The organism is Reyranella sp. (genome assembly GCF_965279625.1).
Lineage (GTDB): Bacteria > Pseudomonadota > Alphaproteobacteria > Reyranellales > Reyranellaceae > Reyranella.
In genome coordinates this window covers 99,816-119,188 of sequence record NZ_OZ257251.1, presented here as the reverse complement: position 1 = coordinate 119,188, position 19,373 = coordinate 99,816, and the positions used below count along the sequence as shown (strand labels likewise).

The following is a 19,373-nucleotide window of genomic DNA, read 5'->3' as shown; positions in this document are numbered from 1 at the left end:
TCTTGCCAATAGCCCATAATAACCTCTATAAAAAGTACTACGTTAACTCCGGGGCAAGCGGGTATGCAAACGTTCGAAACTTCACTTCCGGGAGTGGTCGTTTTCGAACCCCGGCGGTATGGCGATCCGCGTGGTTTTTTCGTCGAGACGTTCCAGTCGGAACGTTACGCCGCCGCTGGTGTCGCCGGCCCTTTCGTTCAGGACAATCTTTCGCGCTCAAGCCACGGCGTCCTGCGTGGATTGCACCTTCAGTATCCCAACCCGCAAGGGAAGCTCGTCAGCGTCCTGCGCGGCACGGTCCTTGATGTTGCAGTCGACGTGCGCCGTGGAAGCCCGACTTTTGGGAAGTCCGTGACTGTCGAACTCAGCGAGGAGAACGGACGCCAGATGTTCGTGCCGCGAGGCTTTGCACACGGTTTCGTTGTTCTCTCGGAAACCGCGGATTTCTTCTACAAGTGCGACAATCACTACAGCCCCAAGGACGAAATAACGGTGCGCTGGTGCGATCCCGATCTCGGTATCGACTGGCGAGTGTCGGATCCGAAGATCTCAGCGAAGGATGCCGCAGCCCTGCCGCTCTCGCAGATCCAGCGGCTCCCGGCATATGAAGGCTAAACGTTGCGAATTCTCTTAACTGGTGTTTCGGGGCAGGTCGGATCGGCGCTTGTCCCCCGCCTCTCGGCGTTCGGCACGGTGATTCCAGCCGACCGAATGCTCATCGACATGACCAAGCTTGGCGGGATCGCCGCGCGTCTGGACGAACTGGCGCCCGACGTGATCGTCAATCCAGCGGCCTATACCGCCGTCGACAAGGCTGAGGACGACCGAGACACCGCCTTTCAGGTCAACGAAGCGGCGCCACGCGCCCTAGCGCGCTGGGCAGCGGCCACGCGCGTCCCCTTGATTCATTTTTCGACCGACTACGTTTTCGATGGCAGTGGAACGACTCCTTGGAAGGAAACTGATTCGCCGTCGCCGCTGTCGGTCTATGGAGCCAGCAAACTCGCCGGTGAACTGGCGATCCGCGACGCGGGAGGCCCCCATCTCATTGTCAGGACGTCCTGGGTCTATGCGCCAACCGGCACCAATTTCTTGCGCACCATCATGCGTCTGGCAAAGGAACGAGAGGAGCTGCGCATCGTAGCCGACCAGTTTGGCGCCCCGACTTCGGCAGCCATGATAGCAGGTGCGATAGCGCAGATGTTCGCCGATCCTCGCGGCATCGCGGAAGTAGTGGCCCGTGGCAGTGGTCTCGTTCACCTGGCGGCATCGGACAGCACGAGCTGGCACCGGTTTGCGGCCGCGATCATCGGGGAGCTGCAGGCCAGAGGTGCTGCGGTGAAGACGACCCGGGTCGTTCCGATCGCAACCAGCGAATATCCCGTCAGAGCTCAGCGGCCGCTCAATTCGCGCCTCGACCTAACCAAACTGTCGCAAACCTTCGGAATCTCGATGCCGCATTGGTCACATGGCCTCAAAGCCGCCATCGACGAGGTATATGCAAGCGAGCAGTAGACCGACGATTGACGGTTGCCTCGGCGCCCTACCCCAGCGGCGCACAAGCTGGTCAGGAAAGTGCCCAAAGTATCCTTCGCGCCGATTTGGTATCCCATCGATCAATACGTGACGTCGCGCCTGCGTGCCAAGTACGTGGTTGATCTGCTTGCCGGCGATCCCGTTTGGGACGTCGAGTTGAACCATGACCCGGCGGCCGACATTGCCGTCATCGTCCAGTTGTGCAGCGATAAGACGTTCGAAAGCATATCCAACAACCGCCGCCAGACCGTCGTCTATGACGTCTGCGATCGCTTCTTCGAAACCGACAACATCTTCAAGACCGACGAAGGCGCTATTCACGCGCGCCGCCGCTGCCTCGAGGTGATAGAGCGCGCCGACGCCCTGATCGCCCCCACGACGAAATTGCGAGCCGAACTGACAAGGCTCTTTCCCGGAAAGCCCTGCTTCTTCATTCCGGAATCCATCGACTACAAGGCATCCCCAACGGCGGCGACGGCAATTGGATCACGTCGGCTCGTCTGGTTCGGCCATGTGACACGTGGGAATTTCGAGAGCGCGCGCTGGATCATCGATCATTTGAGAACACATTGGGGCTATCGTCCCGTTCTCGTGACAACTCCCGATACCCTCTCCCATAGGTATCCAGACTACAGTTCCTTCTGCATCCCCTGGTCGATCGAGAACCTGCAACGCGAGCTATCCATGGCAGAACTGTGCGTCGTTTCACACGCGGTGGAGGAGCCTGCTAAGAGCCCCAACCGCTTTGTCGCCGCCATGATGCACGGGGTTCCCACGTTGGTAAGCAATTCGCCTTCCTGCTCGGAAATCCTGCGCGCAGCGGGGCATGGGCTCTTCTCCGTCGAGAGCCCACTTGCCCTCGATAGAGCGATGGAAAGGCTCTTGGACCCCGAAGAACGACACACCTACGTGCATGAAGTTCAGCTTGAGATGTGGCGGCGCCATTCTCCGGAGGTCGTGCGGCGGGCCTACCTGGACCTCTTCGAGAGAATCCTTCCGGGCAACGACAATTACTGATCGAGAAACCACCGCCAGGTCCGCGGCAGTCCGATGTCCAACGTAACGCCGGGCTGATAGGCGAAAGCCTTGGCCGCCTTGTCGATGGCGGTGTAGGTCCGAACGACCTCCCCGGTGCGCCAGGGCGCGTAGCGAACCTCAAACGCCCATTCCGGGCCGACCACGTCGCGCATGCTCTTCAACAGGGTCGCGATCGACGTGGGATTGCCGGAGCCCAAGTGGTAGACGCCCGACGCCGACGCCGCCAACGCCTGGAGAATGCCGTCGCAGAGATCGTCGACATAGACGAAGTCGCGAACCTGGCTGCCGTCGCCATAAACCGTGATCGGTTGCCGCGCCAATATCTGCCGGAAGAAATGGGCGACCGCGCTGCCCTTGAGACGAGAATAGGGTCCGTAAACGTTGGTGAAGCGCAACGACGTCGTTCGCAATCCGTAGGAGCTTGCAAAGGCGTGGGCATATCCCTCCATCGCGAGCTTGGATGCGCCGTAGGGCGACAGCGGCTGGGGAACCATCTCTTCGTGAATGGGCGCCGTCTCGGCCCCGAACAGGGCGCCGCCCGTCGACGCCAGAATGACATGAGGAACGCCGGCGTCGCGTGCCGCCATAAGTACATTCAGCGTCCCGCGGACATTGATCTCGAAGTCGCTCTCTGGATCCGCGATCGATTCCAGCACCCGCGTATGCCCTGCCAGGTGGATAATGGCATCGCAACCAGCCGCCATTCGAGCCATGGTCGCAAGATCCCTGACGTCACCGCGTTCGTAGGCAAACACGTTCGAAGGCAACTCAGTCGGTGAACCCATCGTCTCGTTGTCGAGAACCGTCAGACGACTGGAGAGCCCGAGCGCCGCGGCGCGCCGGATGAGATTCGAACCGACGAACCCGCAGCCGCCCGTGATGAGGATTTTTTGGGTCGTCACGGCGCTTTGCCGAAGAGATTCAGAGGAATGGATATGGCTCCGTTACTCCGCGACGAGTTTGTTTGTCTGAGCAAGCGCTTTCTGCGCTCGCTCGCGCGACCAGTACGAGACGCACGGAATCTTCGAGAAATCGCAGCGGTGCCGATAACGCTGCGCGACATTCTTCACTTCCTCGAGGAGGCCCACCTCCAGGGTCGTGGAGGCGACCCCCAAGGCTCTGAACTGGGGATTAGCGACCTGCAGGTCGTTCTCTTCAAGCTCCGTCCGGGGATTTACAACGTACGCGATCTCGCTCCCCGTCATGCTTTGCACGAGCTTCGCCAGATCCCTGATCCGATGCGTTTCCGTCATCTGATTGAGGATACGAACCTTGTCGCCAGGGTTCGGCGGCGACTCGATGGCCCGACGAATGCAGTTCACCGTATCGCGAATATGAATGAAGGCCCGCGTCTGCCCGCCCGTGCCGTTCACGGTCAAGGGAAAGCCAACGGCCGCCTGCATCAGAAACCTGTTCAGGACCGTACCGTAGTCGCCATCATAGTCGAAGCGATTGATCAGGCGTTCGTCGAGTTCGGTTTCGGGCGTCTGGGTACCCCAGACGATTCCCTGATGCAGATCGGTGATCCGGAGCCGGTCGTTCTTGGCGTAAAACTGGAACAGCAACGCATCCTGAGTCTTGGTCATGTGATAGATGCTGCCGGGATCGGCGGGATACAGAACCTCCCGATCGATGAAGCCGCCACCCTCCTGGGGAAGCCTCACGTTGAAGTAACCCTCGGGAATGACCGCTCCCATCGCGCCGTAGCCATAGACGCCCATGGTCCCGAGATGAACGCAGTGAATCGCCGGATCGACCTCAACAATGGCCGCCATGATACTGTTGGTGGCGTTGAGATTGTTGTTGACGGTGTATATGCGGTGCCGCGCCGACTTCATCGAATACGGCGCCGCCCTCTGCTCGGCGAAATGAACGCAGGCAACCGGCTTGTGAGTCGCCAGAATCTCCCTGACCCCGTCGAAGTCGGTGGCCGCATCCAGCTGACGCAAGGAGATTCCGCGTCCGGTCAGCTCATGCCAAGCCTCCAAGCGCTCCGCCATGCTCCGGATGGGCGTCAGGGACTCCGCTCCGAGTTCTGCCTCGATGCGACGGCGGGAGAAGTTGTCGACGATGACGACTTCATAGCCTGCACGACTGAGATGCAGGCTCGTCGGCCAGCCGCAGAAACCATCGCCGCCGAAAACGATCACGACGCCTTTTGTCATAGCCTCCCATACCTTCGAGACCGGATGATGTCCGGCCATCGTTTGCTTACAGCGGCCTAGGATGTGAGGCAATGGGAAGGCCAGTGCCGATCCGCGCCCAGTGTTTGCGAGTTGCGCCTAGATAAACAACCCTGCGTTGAAGGTATCTGGTCCCGCCAATCGTGCTCCTAGTTGTTCGTACTCCGGGTCAGGTCGTAGTAGGCGCCGGTGATCGAACGGACGACCTGCATGATCTTCAGGAATTGAACGGAATCGGCGTTCGTAACGAGGACGACATCCTTGTCGCGAAGCTGAATCTGCTGGGCAAAGAAATATCCGTCGGCCTGCGTGAGGTCGATACGATAGATGACAGGGGCGTCCATGCCGCCTTCCAGGGCGGCCATACGCGCGTTTACGTAGGTCAGATCGACAGCCTGCCTGTCGGCCGCCAACAAGCTGCGCGCGAATCTCGCAGGCTCGTAGCGAAATAAATAGACGCCACCAAGATTGGCTTGCACGTCAATGCCGCCGCCAGCCCGGGCGATGGCTTCGGCCAGTGTCACCTGCTCCGTTTCAAACGGGTATTGCGCAACCTTTTGCGTCGCCCCCATGACGAGGAAGGTCTTGGGATTTCGCACCAACACGATGTTGTCGTTGGGCTGGGCGACGACGTTGTCCGCCGGATTGGACATAACTTGTTGCAGGGGAAGCGATACTACCTGCTGACCGCGCATGAGCCGGACGTCCATCTGAACCGCCGGGTACTTTGGTCCGCCTCCCCAGGCGACGACATCCAACAGCCTCTCGCCACGCAGCGTGAGCTGCATCAGGCCTGCCTTGTTCACCTCACCCCCGACCGACACCGTGTTGGCCATGTTACTAACCAGCGAGACGACCACTTGCGGCCGGACGGTCTGGGATGCGAGGCCTTCCTGGATCAGTGCGGCAGCCTGCGAAGGCGTGCGGCCCGCGACGTGCAACCGGCCGACATACGGCACAGTAACCCGCCCGTCCGACTCGACGATCTGCAATGGCAAGGTCGAGGACTGCGGCGCCGGCAGGCCCGGAGTCCCCGTCATCAACGGCGGCACCGTGCCCTGGAACAGCGTGGAGCCGGCGGTCTCATAAATAGTGATACCGATCGTGTCGCCCGGCTTCAGCGCCACGCTCGGCGTGTACTTGGCCAATCGAAAGGCCTGTGGGAAACTTGCAGGCTGATACTGCGCGAGAGCCCTGGTGACCAGAGAGGTCACCTTGACGACGAAGACCTCCCAATTTTCATCCTGTGTACGAACGAGCTGCGCCGACGTGGGTGCCGATGCCGGCACGCCCGTGCAACTCGCCGTCGCAACGGCTAGAACGCTGGCGAAAAAAATCCTCCGAGCCAGTGACACCTTTTCTTTGAATCTGGCGACAGCACCGCTTGCCATCCAACCAGCATTGCCCAATTGGCTTCTCTGACCGACACCCGTGTCGACAAACTGGTCCGGCAAAAAATCCAAGAGAGTCATGGGGGTAGGCACTTTCTCGACAGCGACGGATTGAAAGCGACAAATCGACGACAGATTTCTGCGACGAACCGAGCGAGATTTCTCCGGGCTCAAGGGGTATCCGCGAAGCAGGTCATGGTCAATCCGTCAGCGGTGGGCAAACGGCGGGGATCTGCCATCGCCGGATTGCAGCAGACGATTCCACATCCGATAATGCGCACTTGATATCCACACTCAGCAAGCTGCTCGGCATGAAGAGCCTCCTGCGGCTCCCTGCTTCCGGGACGCGGCCCCGCATCGTCGGGAGCATCGATGGCGTTCACCGCGGCCACACGCGCGGCTGGGCGTTCGACCTTGCCGAGCCGACGTCTCGACTCTCCATACGAATGGTCGACGCCTCCGGTGGGGTGATCGCCCACGTTCTGGCTGACCGCTATCGTGCCGACGTGCAAAAAGCGGGCTACGGCGACGGGCACTATGGCTTCGCCGTTCCGATCTCCGATCTTGCCGTCGTCGAGACGGCGCGGTTCTTGTGCGGAAGGCTGGGCGCAGAGCTTCCGAAGCCTGGGTCGAATACCGGACATATCGCAAGCAGGACCTTCGTTCGTGGAGGCTATGTTCTGTGCCTGGACCAGCGCCCGACGGGGCCTGCGCTCACGGGTTGGGCGATAGACCGGCATCATCCGCAAGAGCGGCGGATCATCCGTCTGCGCGCCGGCCAGCAGACGCTCGCCGAGCAACGGGCGACCCTCTATCGGCGCGACAGCGTCGAAGGAAGCAGCGACGGCTTCCATGGATTCTCTCTGCCCCTTCCGGCGAACACGGGTGTCCTGTTCGTCGTTGATCTGGCCAGCGGCCTCGAATTCGGGATTTCCTGACCGTGCCTCTGGATATCGTCCTGGTCGACACGTCGCCGTCAGAGGGATGGCATGGGCCCACCGGCGTCTTTCAAGAGGCAGTACGGGCTCTGACGAGCCAGGGGCATGAGGTTCGAATGATCGACCCCCGCGCCCTCGCCAACCTCGCGAATGACCCGCCCCTTCTGACAGGTCTCAATCGTGCGGTGGCGGTCAGCCCCATGACCGACAGCCATCGCCTCGCCCACGAGCTGGCGCAAAAGCCCCCCGACCTGATCATCGCACCACTGCGCGGGGGTATCGCCCAGGCAACCCTGATGGCCAGGGCGTGCGGCGAGGCATTCGCCGGGACCCATGTCGCCCTGTGGGGCAATGAGCCGACCCGTGACCGTTTCCTGGCGAGCGACTCTGCGATCTTCGACCTCGGATCTCTGATTGCGGACGCGATGGAGCGGCAATGCCTCGCTCACGCGGACGCACTCATCCTGCCCGATCAGGCGGCCGAGGCACCTGTACTGCCAGGCAGCGATCGCCTCCCTCCTCTCGTCACCTTTTCGCGCATAGCGGGTATTGCGGCAGCAACCCGCATAGACACACAAATTCGTGAGATCGTGTTCATGGGCGCGCTGCAGCGTGCTGCCGGAGCCGGCGAATTCGTCGAGGCGATCGAACGACTGGCTCGCGAGGGAATCCTGGGCGACCGATCCGTAACCTTTCTCGGGCCGGCGGCCGATTCACTGCATGGCCTCAGCAAAGAATGGCTGGGACAGAAAGCCGCAACATGGCCATTTCGCTTCAAGGTGATCGATGAGTCGGACCGATTGAGCGCGCTCCGCTACGCTGAGGAGCCGGGGAGACTCGTCGTTTCGGTCTCTTCAGACAGTGACGATCTCCACTCTCTCCGTGCCTGCGCCTCAAATCACCTCGCATTTCTCGCACGGCCGATGGATGATCCCGATCTGGCATCCCGGCTTGTCGAGTCGATCGCCCTGGCGGTTGGAAATGGTGGCGCGACCGCCGATGAGCGCCGTGAAGTCGACTGGGCGAAGTTGCTCGCGGACCTTATGCGCCTGGATGTTCGCTCGCCGACTTCAGGAACGGAGACCGTCACGGTCTGCGTCCTTCACCATAATCGGCTGGGCTTTCTGCGCCAGGCTCTGGCCTCCATTCCCCCGACGGTGGGCGCCCACGAAGTCGAAGTCATCGTCATCGACAATGCGAGCCCGATCCCCGACGTCGCGGGTGCGATCCGCGAAGCCGCCGGCGATCGCCCCGCCCTGCGCATCCTCACCCTGTCCGAGCCGCTCCCTCAGACGTCCGCCTACAATCGGGGCCTCGCAGAGGCGCGTTCCGAGATCGTCGTATTCCTCGACGACGATAACCTGTTCCTCGGGGGCGGCCTCGAACGGCTTGTGCGCGCCGCCTCCGCCGGGTCACACGACATCGTCGTCTCGTCTCTGGACGTGTTCGACGACACGGACGGAGATCCGCGATCGGTTCCCAGCGCGGGACGACTGCTCTTCCTGGGTACGGCCCATTCGGCTGGGCTGTTCTTCAATGCGTTCGGCGACACCGCAATGGCGGTCCGGCGCGAGCCTTTCACCGCTCTCGGAGGGTTCCACGACCTCGGCTACGACTATCCGAGCCTGGATTGGGTGACCCTTGCCAAGGCGCAAGGCGCGGGCCTCCGCATCGGCGCCTTGCAATGGCCGGCTGTCCGGTACCGCCGCAACACGGTTCGCGCCGATGGTCAGGCCATCAAACTCGACGAAGCGGGAGCCCGCGCGCTCGTTTTCAAGGCCTGTGGCGACTCCATCGATGCCCGGCTCGTTGCCCGATACGCACAAAAACTTCTGCTGCTCGACCTCTGAGCGCGCCTGTCGGTTATTTCGCCGAGACGAGCTTGTCGCCCACCAGGTGCAGGCGACCGCGATTCAGCAGGACTCCCGAATCGGCAACCACGACTTCGATGCGATGCGGCGTCCCATCCCGTAGCTGACGCGGGATCGAGATCGCAAACCCATAGGCGCCGGTTCCGATCTGCAGTGAGCGCAGATCGTCTCGAACGTAATTCGCGGTCGTACGACCGAGGAACTTCCCATCCACGAACGCCGCGATGTCGACGGAATTTTCGGGATGAGCGGGCTGCCAGGCCCAGCCGCGGATCGTCGAATCGACCAGGTCGCAGTGGCCGTCATAGCCGCTGGCATCGAGCGCTCGCGGATCCGCGGCGACCGATAGCTCTCCGATCGTCAAATCCGTTCCCTTGACCCGAAGCACGACGTCGGTGGACCGCCAGTCCCCTCGGAAGCCATACGGCCCTCGCCAGATGGGCAGGGCGAAGCCGTGTCCGCGCATGCCTATCCGCGCCGGCAAGATCGCCGTCGATCCGATGTTCGCGGGCACCACCCGGCTGCGGCCGTCGCCGAAATCGCCTTCGACTTCGACCATCCTGTCGGGTCTGTCCTCGTCTCTCACCCAGCCGTACACCACACCGCGGTGAACGCCGAACAGACGACCGACGTACCGCCTCCCGTCCGCGTCGGAGTGCCAATGTATGGCCAGGTTGCGGACGGCACGCTGCGAATTCGCTCCCTGCTGATCCTTGACCGGCTGGTCGTTCACCAGGTGAACGAGTCCCCCGCCATGGGCAGCGGCGCGCACGGTGATACGCTGTGCCCGCTTCTCCGCTTTCGCCTGGTTCCGCCGATCGCGCCCGGCAAACTTCGGCGTGAGCCCCGACAGAAGCTGCTGCATGAGGTTGCGCGCGGCGCCGCCCTTGCTGGCTTGCACGGCCAGGGCCGTCGAGCCGCCGAGCCGGCCGCGACGCCCGAGGTTCTTCTGCAACCCCTTGGCCATGATCAGCATTTCGCGGAGCGCGAGAGGTGCCGCGGCGAGCTGCGGCCGCGCCGCCCGGAACTCCGACACGGAGCGATCGTAGCCTCTCTCGCGCAACCGCTCCGCGCTCCAGCCATCGACCGTGCCCAGTTCCCGGAGGACGGACTGGCAGCGCAGCCCCGCCAGTTGCGCCTTGGAGACGAATTCGTGATCGTGTCCGAGGACGCGATAGTCCCTGGTGAAACCACCCAGCCGGAGGAAGGCCTCCCGCCGCACGAACAGCGGAAGCGGCGTCACGTCCGTATGAAAGAAGGCCTGCGCGAAATCGCCGAGAAGAGCGACGTTGAGATAGGGACGGCTGGCCTCGCTCTCTCCATAGACGACCCTGAAGAAATAGGTCAGCAGATCGACCCTGCAGCGTGCCGCGACATCGGCCAGAGTGGACAGGGCGGCGGCGTTCAAGGTCGCGCCGGACCACAGGAAGAACACGAACTCGCCGGTGGCGTCGTCGGCCAGCGCATTGAATGCGAGGCCTGCATCGAAGTCGAAGGTCGGGACGATGGTGGCGGAGAGGCCGAGTTCCCCGACCTTCGCGCGCGCCCGTTCGACGGCTTCGGTGTCCTGCGTGTCGATGGCGATCCGGATTTCCAACTGCGGATGATTTTGCGCCTTCAGCGAGGCCAGGGTCGCCGTGAGCTGCTCGTCGCTTTCGGGGTGGTAGATGCAAACCGAGATCTTCGTCGGCGGTGCGGCGGCATGGGAATCGACGGGCAGCAGCTCCGCCAGCAGGCCACGCCCGAGATCCTGGTGGAAGCGTCGCCACTGGTCGAGGTTCTCCTCGTTGTCGAAACTGGGCGCCGCCACATAGCCGCCGCGCTCCAGCGCCAGCGCGATCCTGTCCGCCAGCGGGACGGGATGGGCGGGACAGAGGACGTGCCGATGGTCGGCCGCATCCACCAGCTCGGGCGTCCCACCGGAATCCGAGGCGATGAACGGCACCTTGCAGATCACGGCCTCGTAGACCGCGAGCGAGGAGTTCTCGATCAGGGACGGCATGATGGCCAGCCGGTTGCCACCCAGCAGATACTCGACCCCTTCGTACTGCTGGAAGTCGGAGAGGATCTCGACCGTGGTCGGCCAGGTGGCGGTTTCGGCCCTGATGTAGCCCACCACGTCTTCGCCCGTACGCTCGAGCACCGGCTCGCCGGGCTTGCCCATGAACGAGATCTTCGCGGGCAGCTTCGTGCCCTGGCGGATCAGGCGCTTGATCGCCTGGATGAAGATCAGAAGTCCCTTGCGCGCCTCGAGACGGCCGAAGAACACGATCTCGTCGATCGGGTGGCGGCTGCCCTGCTCCCAGGTCCGGCTCCGGGCGAGGCTGGCGAGATGCTCGAAGGTCGCCACGTTCGGCTGCACGAAAATCCTGTCGCGCGGCATGTCGTAGCCCTGGCTGTGCATCCAGCGCAGCAGGTGGAGGCTGCCGCCGATCACCATGTCCGCGAGTTCGACGCTGCGGCGTTCGGCGTGCACCTTCGCCAGGTCGTCGAGCCGCTGGAACGGCTGAAGCCCGTAGAGCCTGTTCCACAGCCAGGGCGACGAGGTCTTGACGATGAAGAGCGTGTCGCGGAACGCCAGTCCCTGGCGCTTGGCCAGAAGACTGAAATAGCCGGCCGCCCGCCACTCCGAGACGTGCACGACATCCACGGGATGCTCCGTGAGGTATCGGAACATGTTGTAGGAAGCATGGGCCCAGCGATCGCCGCCGACCGGATAGCGGTCGAGGCGCGCGTAGTTCGGCACCGGCATGAAGCGGATCTTTTTGACCGCGTAGTAGTCGGCCCAGTGTTCGATCGTCTCGTTCTCCACCTCGTGTCCCTTGAGGTAGAGGATCGTGACCTCGTGGCCGAGGTTGGCCAGAAGCTCGGCAAGCGCGGCATAGGTCGTGCCGATGCCGCCATTCCGGACCGGACCCACAATATCTTCGGTGGCAATGCAAATGCGAAGACGCCGCGTTTCGCCTTCGAAGGTGAGAAGCGAATCCAGCCCCGGATAGGTGACGGTCCAGGCATCGGGCGATCGCCGCACCAGATCGTCGATTCTGCCAAGGGCTGTGGAATGACAGAGAATTTCCTCGACGGCGGCACTGGCTAGTTTCTTACCTTCGATATCCTTGCCGGCCATCCCATCCCCTTGCAGACTCCACAGAAGAGCCGCTTTTATCATACTGCCAATTGCGGCGACTCTGCAGCGGCCGGGTATAATGTCTTCATCGAATGCAAGTAATCCTCATGCTGAGCGTCCGATCTCGCGCAGCGGTTCCTTGACCGCGCATCGCATCGACCGGCGGCGTCTTCTCACATCGGGCATCATGGCCGCGGGTTGCACCACCCTGCAGTTGCCGGCATACGCGCAAACCGTCAACGAGTTGCCCGTCCGCGTTTCGAAGGAGCGGCTCGACGCCCTCGCCGCGAAGTTTTATCCCCTGTTCAATCAGGGCACCGTCCTCGGGCCCTTCGCCGCCGGCAGGCATGGCGCGCGCAATGACGTGGAGTTGAGACGCATTACGGCCTCCACGCGCGTGCCGGAAACCGGCGAGCGGGTCGAGGTGAGCGGGCTTCTTGCCTTTCCCGTCGGCAGCCAGGGGGCGTTGCCCGTCGTTTCCTGGCAGCACGGTACGATCCTGTCCTTCGACCAGGTTCCGTCGAACCTGATCCGGCTCGGGTCCGAGAGCTACGAACTGAGCGACAATGCCGATTCGCTCGAGACCCTGTTCAACGTCCAGCGCTTCGCCGGCAACGGCTACGCCGTCATCGCCGCCGACTATCTCGGCAAGGGCCCGCTTCGCGAGGGCCGCGGCGAAGCCTATGCGGTCAAGGACGTCACGGTTCAATGCTGCCTCGACATGCTGCAGGCCGGCGTGAGCGAGATGGAGAAATCGGGCCTGCGCCCCTCCTCCCTGTTCCTCAATGGCTGGTCGCAGGGCGCCCTGAACACCCAATGGTTCAAACAGGATCTGCAGCGGCGTGGCGTCAAGGTGGCGGCAACGGCGGTCCAGAGCCCGTTCAACGATCTGCCGGACTCGTTCCACTACTGGGCCGATCCGAAATTCTACCTGCCCTCGACCGACACGACCTATCCGCTGCCGCCGGCCTGGATCGTCCCCTGCCTGATCATTCTTCTCGGCAGCTACCGGCGCTATTACGGGCTGGGCGACCTCTTCGAGACCGCGATCAAGCCGCAATACCGCGCCTTCGCCGAAAAATACTGGTCCGACTACAAGCTCGACGCGGAGGTCGCGAAGACCATCCCGCCGGCCGCCGACTTCCTCACCGACGGTCTGTTCGACCGCTTCACCCACGCGACCAACAGCAAGCTCCTGCGCCGCCTGGCGGCTAACAGCACGACCTTCTGGGACTACGATACGCCGATCCGCTTCTACTATGGCCTCGCCGACGAAGCCCTCAACCCGCGCCTCGTGGAGATGGCGCTGGCGGCGGGAGGACGCGACATGGCGGGCGTCGCGGTCGACCGCGCCAGCCACCGCGCCACCTTCCTGGCCAGCCTCTACGGCGACGCCCCCAACCTGGCCGGCAAATCCACCGTCCTCGACTGGTTCAATTCGCTGCGCTGAGGCCCCCTTCGCCCGTGCGTGGCGCTTCCCCCGCTGCGCGGGGGCAGAGAAGAAATCGCCTTCTCCCCCGTCTCGGGGGAGGTGGCCCCGGCGCTGTTTACTCCGCCTTTGGCCGGAGGGGGCGGACGCTACGACCCCGGATGCAGGCCCGGGGCTTCCTTGCCGGTCGAGGACACGTATTCCGTGTAGCCGCCGCCATACTGGTGGACGCCCTCGGGCGTCACTTCCAGCACGCGGTTGGAGAGCGCGGCCAGGAAGTGACGATCATGCGACACAAACAGCATCGTGCCCTCGAAGTCCGCCAGCGCCGCCACCAGCATCTCCTTGGTCGCCATGTCGAGATGGTTGGTCGGCTCGTCGAGCACCAGGAAGTTGGGCGGGTCGAACAGCATCTTGGCCATGACCAGCCGGGCCTTCTCGCCGCCCGACAGGACGCGGCACGGCTTCTCGACATCGTCGCCGGAGAAGCCGAAGCAGCCGGCCAGCGACTTCAGCGCGCCGGTGCCGGCCTGCGGGAACGAGCCGTCGAGCGATTCGAACACCGTCTCGTCGCCGTCCAGCAGGTCCATCGAGTGCTGGGCGAAGTAGCCCATCTTGACGCTGGCGCCGACGGTCACGCTGCCCTCGTCCGGCTCGGCGGCCCCCGCCACCAGCTTCAGCAGGGTCGACTTGCCGGCTCCATTGGCGCCCAGCACGCACCAGCGCTCCTGGCGGCGCAGCCTGAGGTCGAGCCCCTGGTAGATCGGCTGCGTGCCGTAGCCCTTGTGGACGCCGCGGAAGCTCACCACGTCCTCGCCCGAGCGCGGCGGCGCGCGGAACTCGAACCGCACCGACTGGCGGCGCCGCGGCGGCTCGACCTTCTCGATCTTGTCGAGCTTCTTCACCCGGCTCTGCACCTGGGCGGCATGGGAGGCGCGCGCCTTGAAGCGCTCGATGAACTTCATCTCCTTGGCCAGCATCGCCTGCTGGCGCTCGAACTGCGCCTGGCGCTGCTTCTCGGAGAGCGCCCGCTGCACCTCGTAGAAATCGAAGTTGCCGGAATAGGTGATCAGCGAGCCGCCATCGATCTCGATAATCTTGCCGACGATGCGGTTCATGAACTCGCGATCGTGCGACGTCATCAGCAGCGCGCCGTCATAGTCCTTGAGGAAGGCCTCCAGCCAGATCAGGCTTTCGAGATCGAGATGGTTGGAAGGCTCGTCGAGCAGCATGCCGTCGGGCCGCATCAGCAGGATGCGGGCCAGCGCCACGCGCATCTTCCAGCCGCCGGACAACAGCCCGACATCGCCGTCCATCCGCTCCTGGCTGAACGACAGCCCCGCCAGCACCTCGCGCGCGCGCGCATCGAGCGCATAGCCGTCCAGCTCCTCGAAGCGCCCCTGCACCTCGCCGTAGCGCTCGACCAGCGCGTCCATGTTGTCGGCCTGCTCGGGATCGGCCATCGCCGCCTCGAGCTGGGCGATCTCGACCGCCAGCGCGCTCACCGGCCCGACCCCGTCCATCACCGCGGCGACGGCGCTCATGCCCGACATTTCACCGACGTCCTGGCTGAAATAGCCGATGGTCATGCCGGCATCGATCGTCACCTGACCGTCATCGGGCTGTTCCTGCCCCGAGATCATGCGGAACAGCGTCGTCTTGCCGGCGCCGTTGGGCCCCACCAGCCCCGCCTTCTCCCCCTTCTGGAGGCCCATCGACGCGTCGATGAACAGGATCTGGTGGCCGTTCTGCTTGCTGATGTTGTCGAGGCGAATCATGGGGGCGTTGCTGGCGGGAAAGCGGCGCCAACGCAAGCCACAGCCGGGTTACGGTCTTGCGGCCGATTGTCCCCCGCTTCCCGGCCGGTCGGCCTGTGAACCGCCTTCACAAATCCTGGGACGTCCCGCCGGCTACCGAGCGCCCATGCCGTGACTATGTATCTGGCCACCGGCGCGATGTGCGCCCTCCCCCGACGAAATGGAACCCGACATGAAACTGAAAGACATCCTTCCGAGCCGCCTGGGCTTCGGCGCCGCGCCGCTCGGCAACATGTTCCGCGCCATCCCCGAAGACGAGGCGCAGGCCACCGTCGAGGCCGCCTGGGCCGACGGGATCCGCTATTTCGACACGGCACCCTTCTACGGCGCGGGCCTGGCCGAAATCCGCATGGGGGCGGCGCTGCGCGGCAAGCCGCGCGACCAGTATGTGATCAGCACGAAGGTCGGCCGCCTCATCCTCGACGAGGTCGAGGACGTCTCGGCGCGAGACCTCGGCGAAAAGGGTGAAGTCTTCAAGCACGGGCGTCCCAACAAAATCGTGAACGACTATTCCGAGGACGCCACCTATCGCTCGATCGAGGACAGCCTGAAGCGGCTGGGCACCGATCACGTCGACATCGTCTTCGTGCATGACGTCGCGCAGGATTTCTACGGCGACCAATGGCTGGGCGTCTTCGAGAGTGCGCGCAAGGGGGCCTTCCGGGCCCTGGACCGCATGCGCAACGAAGGTGTCATCAAGGCCTGGGGCCTGGGCGTGAACCGGGTCGAGCCGATCGAGATCCTCCTTGCGCTCGACGAGCCGAAACCCGACGCCTTCCTGCTCGCCGGCCGCTACACGCTGCTCGATCACAGCCACGCGCTGCAGCGCGCCCTGCCCATGGTGGCCGATCGCGGCCTCGGCATCGTGGTCGGCGGGCCCTACAGTTCCGGCGCGCTCGTCGGCGGGCCGAACTTCGAATATGCGCCGGCGACGCTTGCGACCCTCGCGAAGGTCGCGGCCATCAAGGCCATCGCCGATCGCCACGGCATCTCCATGAAGGCCGCCGGCCTGCAATTCTCGCTGGCCCATCCGACGGTCGCGGCCGCCATCCCCGGCGCCAGCCGGCCCGGCCGCATCGCCGAGGACAGCGCGGCGCTCCAGGAGAAGATCCCCGCTTCCTTCTGGCGCGAACTGCGGGAGGCGCGGCTGGTCGATCCGGCGGCGCCGCTGCCGATCGGCGGCTGACGGTCACCGGCTGACGGTCACCGGCTGACGATCACCGGCTGACGATCACCGGCTGACGGTCGGCGCGCGCGCGGGTCGCCGCCAGGAACTGCGCCATCCGGGGGACGGTAAAATCCAGAAACACCGTCACCCGGGCTGGCAGGAGCCGGCCGCCGCGGTACACCGCATGGATCTCATCCCAAGATTCGAGACCATGGTCGGCCAGCACCTCGACCAGCTCGCCCCGGTCGATCGCCTCGCGCAGATGGTATTCGGCGACGCGCGCGATGCCGACGCCGGCGATCGCCATCCGGCGCAAGGTCTCGGCATTGTTGGCCAGCAGCGAGCCGCTCAGCATGCGCTCGACGATGCGGCCGCCCTCGCGCATCGGCCAGACCGGCTGGGAGCGGCGGAAGTTGAACCCCAGGCAATTGTGCGCCGCGAGGTCCTCCGGTGTGCGCGGCGTTCCCCGCCGCTGCAGATAGGCCGGCGACGCCACGATGCAGCGCCGCGTCTCGCCGATCCTGCGCGCCTGCAGGCTCGAATCCGGCAGCGAGCCGACGCGGATCGCGACATCGGTGCGATCGAGATAGAGGTCGACCATCTCGTCGGACAGGGACAGGTCGACGACCACATCGGGATAGGCCTCCAGAAAGGCTGCGAGGATCGGCTCCAGCGCCGCCGACCCGAAGGTCACGGAGGAGCTGACGCGGACCAGTCCTTCCGGCTTGGCGTTCCCCTGCGCCAGCTGCTGCTCGGTCTCGTCGATCTGGGCGACCAGCGACCGGCTGCGCTCGTAGTAGAACTGCCCCTCGCTGGTCAGCACGAGCCGCCGCGTCGAGCGCTCGATCAGGCGCACACCGATGCGGGCTTCGAGCCGCGCGATCAGCTTCGAGACCGTCGACGGCGTCATCATCAGCAGCCGCGCCGCCTCCGAGAAGCTGCCCGCCTCCACGACCCGGACAAACACCATCATCTCGCCCGCGCGATTGTCCATGACGCCCCTGTTCGTTCGCTTCGACTGTGGCCGAACCGGTTCCGGCGCCGCAAGCCCGGATCACCGCGCGACTAGCGGCCGGCGTCGGAAAGGGGCCCGGCCGGCGCCCTCCCCTTGCGCCGCAGGTCGCCCTTGCAGCGGTCGGAGCAGGTTTTCACCTGGTCCCAGTCGCGCGCCCACTTCTTGCGCCAGGCGAAGGGCCGGCCGCAGGCGGCGCAGATCTTCTGCGGCAAGGTCGACTTCGTGTAGCGCTTGGCGGTCACAGGCTGGCCAGGAAGCTGGCGGTGCTGTCGGCGATGCGTTGCCGCTCGTCGGCCGGGAACTTGTCGTAGGTCCGAACCATCTGCGCCATGCGCGGATTGCTGCCGATCTTCACGCGATGGCGCGAGATGAAATCCCAGTAGAGCGCGTTGAAGGGACAGGCCTGCGGCCCGGCCCGCTGCTTCACGTCGTAGCGGCAGCCGCCGCAATAGTCGGACATGCGGTTGATGTAGGCGCCGCTCGCCGCATAGGGCTTGGAGGCCAGCAGGCCGCCATCGGCGAACTGGCTCATGCCCACCGTGTTCGGCAGCTCGACCCACTCGTAGGCGTCGGCATAGACCGCCAGATACCATTCGTGCAGTTCGTGCGGATCGATCCCGGCCAGCAGCGCGAAGTTGCCGGTGACCATCAGCCGCTGGATGTGATGGGCATAGGCGTGCTCGCGCGTCTGGGTCACCGCCGCGCGGACGCATGCCATCGAGGTCTCGCCCGTCCAGTAGAAGCCGGGCAGCGTGCGCGTGTGGCCGAAGAAGTTGCTGCGCGCGTAGCCCGGCATCTTCAGCCAGTAGATCCCGCGCACATATTCGCGCCAGCCGATGATCTGCCGGATGAACCCTTCCGCCGCGTTCAGCGGCACCCGCCCCGCGCGCCACTCGATCTCGACCCGGCGGCAGACGCGCAGCGGGTCGAGCAGGCCGCAGTTGAGATACTGCGCGATGACGGCGTGATAGAGGAACGGCTCGCCCGCCAGCATCGCATCCTGATGGTCGCCGAACTTCGGCAGCGCGCGCTCCACGAAGGCATCGAACGCCGCCTCGGCATCGCCGCGGGTGACGGCAAACCCGAACGGCGCGAGATCGCCGAAATGATCGCCGAACCGCGCCTCGACCAGCGCCAGCACCTCCTGCGTCACGCCATCGGGCGCGAACGAAAGCGGCCGCGGCAGGAACAGATCCGCCTTCGCGGGCTTGCGGTTCTCCGCGTCGAAGTTCCAGCGGCCGCCGGCGGGCGCGTCGCCGTCCATCAGCAGCCCGGTGCGCCGGCGCATCTCGCGATAGAAATACTCCATCCGCAGCGCCTTGCGCCCCGTCGCCCAGCCCGCGAACCAGGCGGTCGGGCACAGGAAGCGCTCGTCCGGCAGGACATCCACGGGCAGCGCGAACCGCTCGGACCAGGAGGCCTGCATCTGCCGGACCCGCCACTCCCCCGCCTCGGTGACGACCACCCGCTCAGGTCCATGGCGGGCGATCGCCTCGCCCAGCTGCGCGGTGAAGGAGCCGCGATTGTCGGGCGCGTCCAGCTTCACGTATTCGACCGTCCAGCCCAGCCCGCGCAGTTCCTCGGCGAAGTGGCGCATGGCCGAGAACAGGAAGGCGATCTTCTTCTTGTGATGGCGCACATAGCGCGCCTCGTCCCCCAGCTCCGCCATGAGCACGAGATCCCGCCCCGGATCGCCGGCGGCGAGGCTGGTGATCTCGGGCGAGAGCTGGTCGCCCAGGACGAGGATGAGGTTGCGGATGGGGGGCATGCGGGCGCTGCTGACAGATACGGCCGAAGGCCCTGCCCGGTTCACTGATCGGTCGCCGTGAGGACTCAAAGCGTCGTCAGCCCTGCCTTGAC

Annotated in this window: 15 protein-coding genes; 7 read left to right on the top strand and 8 right to left on the bottom strand. The window is 64.5% G+C overall.

All coding sequences use genetic code 11. The features are described from left to right. Nucleotides 1-63: 63 nt before the first annotated feature. Genes rfbC through ACQY78_RS00500 form a run of 3 tightly spaced genes read left to right on the top strand, consistent with a single transcriptional unit; the run spans nt 64 to nt 2,553 of the window. Entirely contained in the window at nt 64-615 is a 552-nt protein-coding gene (gene rfbC, locus ACQY78_RS00510) for a dTDP-4-dehydrorhamnose 3,5-epimerase (protein WP_428681725.1), read from the top strand. Nucleotides 616-618: 3 nt separating this feature from the next. Continuing rightward, entirely contained in the window at nt 619-1,515 is an 897-nt protein-coding gene (gene rfbD, locus ACQY78_RS00505; protein WP_428681723.1) for a dTDP-4-dehydrorhamnose reductase, read from the top strand. Between the two features lie 60 nt (nt 1,516-1,575). Further along, the gene (locus ACQY78_RS00500; RefSeq protein ID WP_428681721.1) at nt 1,576-2,553 is read left to right on the top strand and encodes a glycosyltransferase; all 978 of its coding nucleotides are present in this window, start codon (nt 1,576-1,578) and stop codon (nt 2,551-2,553) included. Here ACQY78_RS00500 and ACQY78_RS00495 read toward each other — a convergent pair. The 3 genes from ACQY78_RS00495 to ACQY78_RS00485 form a co-directional block, all read right to left on the bottom strand. Further along, nucleotides 2,547-3,476: an NAD-dependent epimerase/dehydratase family protein gene (locus ACQY78_RS00495; RefSeq protein ID WP_428681719.1), complete on the bottom strand. Its 930-nt coding sequence runs from the start codon at nt 3,474-3,476 to the stop codon at nt 2,547-2,549. The two genes, ACQY78_RS00500 and ACQY78_RS00495, sit on opposite strands and share 7 nt — an antisense overlap. 42 nt (nt 3,477-3,518) lie before the next feature. Beyond that, nucleotides 3,519-4,739: an NAD-dependent epimerase/dehydratase family protein gene (locus ACQY78_RS00490; RefSeq protein ID WP_428686535.1), complete on the bottom strand. Its 1,221-nt coding sequence runs from the start codon at nt 4,737-4,739 to the stop codon at nt 3,519-3,521. A gap of 167 nt (nt 4,740-4,906) precedes the next feature. Next, nucleotides 4,907-6,229: a polysaccharide biosynthesis/export family protein gene (locus ACQY78_RS00485; protein ID WP_428681717.1), complete on the bottom strand. Its 1,323-nt coding sequence runs from the start codon at nt 6,227-6,229 to the stop codon at nt 4,907-4,909. Nucleotides 6,230-6,459: 230 nt separating this feature from the next. Between ACQY78_RS00485 and ACQY78_RS00480 the strand changes: the two genes are divergently transcribed. Both ACQY78_RS00480 and ACQY78_RS00475 read left to right on the top strand, forming a co-directional pair. Next, nucleotides 6,460-7,086: a hypothetical protein gene (locus ACQY78_RS00480; protein ID WP_428681715.1), complete on the top strand. Its 627-nt coding sequence runs from the start codon at nt 6,460-6,462 to the stop codon at nt 7,084-7,086. 116 nt (nt 7,087-7,202) lie between these two features. After that, the gene (locus ACQY78_RS00475) at nt 7,203-8,936 is read left to right on the top strand and encodes a glycosyltransferase family 2 protein (protein ID WP_428681713.1); all 1,734 of its coding nucleotides are present in this window, start codon (nt 7,203-7,205) and stop codon (nt 8,934-8,936) included. Nucleotides 8,937-8,949: 13 nt separating this feature from the next. On the opposite strand, the gene ACQY78_RS00470 is transcribed toward ACQY78_RS00475, so the two are convergent. Continuing rightward, complete coding sequence (locus ACQY78_RS00470; protein WP_428681711.1) at nt 8,950-12,084, bottom strand: glycosyltransferase; 3,135 nt, start codon at nt 12,082-12,084, stop codon at nt 8,950-8,952. Nucleotides 12,085-12,223: 139 nt separating this feature from the next. Between ACQY78_RS00470 and ACQY78_RS00465 the strand changes: the two genes are divergently transcribed. Beyond that, nucleotides 12,224-13,534, top strand: coding sequence for a lysophospholipase (locus ACQY78_RS00465; protein WP_428681709.1), 1,311 nt, complete (start codon nt 12,224-12,226; stop codon nt 13,532-13,534). 128 nt (nt 13,535-13,662) lie between these two features. On the opposite strand, the gene ACQY78_RS00460 is transcribed toward ACQY78_RS00465, so the two are convergent. Continuing rightward, nucleotides 13,663-15,291, bottom strand: a complete 1,629-nt coding sequence (locus ACQY78_RS00460; RefSeq protein ID WP_428681707.1) for an ABC-F family ATP-binding cassette domain-containing protein — start codon at nt 15,289-15,291, stop codon at nt 13,663-13,665. Nucleotides 15,292-15,502: 211 nt separating this feature from the next. On the opposite strand from ACQY78_RS00460, the gene ACQY78_RS00455 reads away from it, so the two are divergent. Further along, nucleotides 15,503-16,516, top strand: coding sequence for an aldo/keto reductase (locus ACQY78_RS00455; protein WP_428681705.1), 1,014 nt, complete (start codon nt 15,503-15,505; stop codon nt 16,514-16,516). 31 nt (nt 16,517-16,547) lie between these two features. Here ACQY78_RS00455 and ACQY78_RS00450 read toward each other — a convergent pair whose 3' ends face one another. The 3 genes from ACQY78_RS00450 to ACQY78_RS00440 all read right to left on the bottom strand — a co-directional run bounded on the left by ACQY78_RS00450 (nt 16,548) and on the right by ACQY78_RS00440 (nt 19,281). Beyond that, a complete protein-coding gene (locus ACQY78_RS00450) occupies nt 16,548-17,492 on the bottom strand; it encodes a LysR family transcriptional regulator (protein ID WP_428681703.1) in 945 nt (314 codons plus the stop codon). Nucleotides 17,493-17,563: 71 nt separating this feature from the next. Next, nucleotides 17,564-17,755: a DUF2256 domain-containing protein gene (locus ACQY78_RS00445; RefSeq protein ID WP_428681701.1), complete on the bottom strand. Its 192-nt coding sequence runs from the start codon at nt 17,753-17,755 to the stop codon at nt 17,564-17,566. Further along, the gene (locus ACQY78_RS00440) at nt 17,752-19,281 is read right to left on the bottom strand and encodes a cryptochrome/photolyase family protein (RefSeq protein WP_428681699.1); all 1,530 of its coding nucleotides are present in this window, start codon (nt 19,279-19,281) and stop codon (nt 17,752-17,754) included. Before ACQY78_RS00440 ends, ACQY78_RS00445 begins: the two co-directional genes overlap by 4 nt. Between the last annotated feature and the right edge of the window lie 92 nt (nt 19,282-19,373).

Excerpts from the sequence above, each read along its gene's own strand:
- rfbC (WP_428681725.1), top strand. The coding sequence starts at position 64 with ATGCAAACGTTCGAAACTTCACTTCCGGGAGTGGTCGTTTTCGAACCC.
- ACQY78_RS00490 (WP_428686535.1), bottom strand. The coding sequence starts at position 4,739 with ATGACAAAAGGCGTCGTGATCGTTTTCGGCGGCGATGGTTTCTGCGGC.
- ACQY78_RS00485 (WP_428681717.1), bottom strand. The coding sequence starts at position 6,229 with ATGACTCTCTTGGATTTTTTGCCGGACCAGTTTGTCGACACGGGTGTC.
- ACQY78_RS00480 (WP_428681715.1), top strand. The coding sequence starts at position 6,460 with ATGAAGAGCCTCCTGCGGCTCCCTGCTTCCGGGACGCGGCCCCGCATC.
- ACQY78_RS00475 (WP_428681713.1), top strand. The coding sequence starts at position 7,203 with ATGATCGACCCCCGCGCCCTCGCCAACCTCGCGAATGACCCGCCCCTT.
- ACQY78_RS00470 (WP_428681711.1), bottom strand. The coding sequence starts at position 12,084 with ATGGCCGGCAAGGATATCGAAGGTAAGAAACTAGCCAGTGCCGCCGTC.
- ACQY78_RS00460 (WP_428681707.1), bottom strand. The coding sequence starts at position 15,291 with ATGATTCGCCTCGACAACATCAGCAAGCAGAACGGCCACCAGATCCTG.
- ACQY78_RS00455 (WP_428681705.1), top strand. The coding sequence starts at position 15,503 with ATGAAACTGAAAGACATCCTTCCGAGCCGCCTGGGCTTCGGCGCCGCG.
- ACQY78_RS00450 (WP_428681703.1), bottom strand. The coding sequence starts at position 17,492 with ATGGACAATCGCGCGGGCGAGATGATGGTGTTTGTCCGGGTCGTGGAG.
- ACQY78_RS00440 (WP_428681699.1), bottom strand. The coding sequence starts at position 19,281 with ATGCCCCCCATCCGCAACCTCATCCTCGTCCTGGGCGACCAGCTCTCG.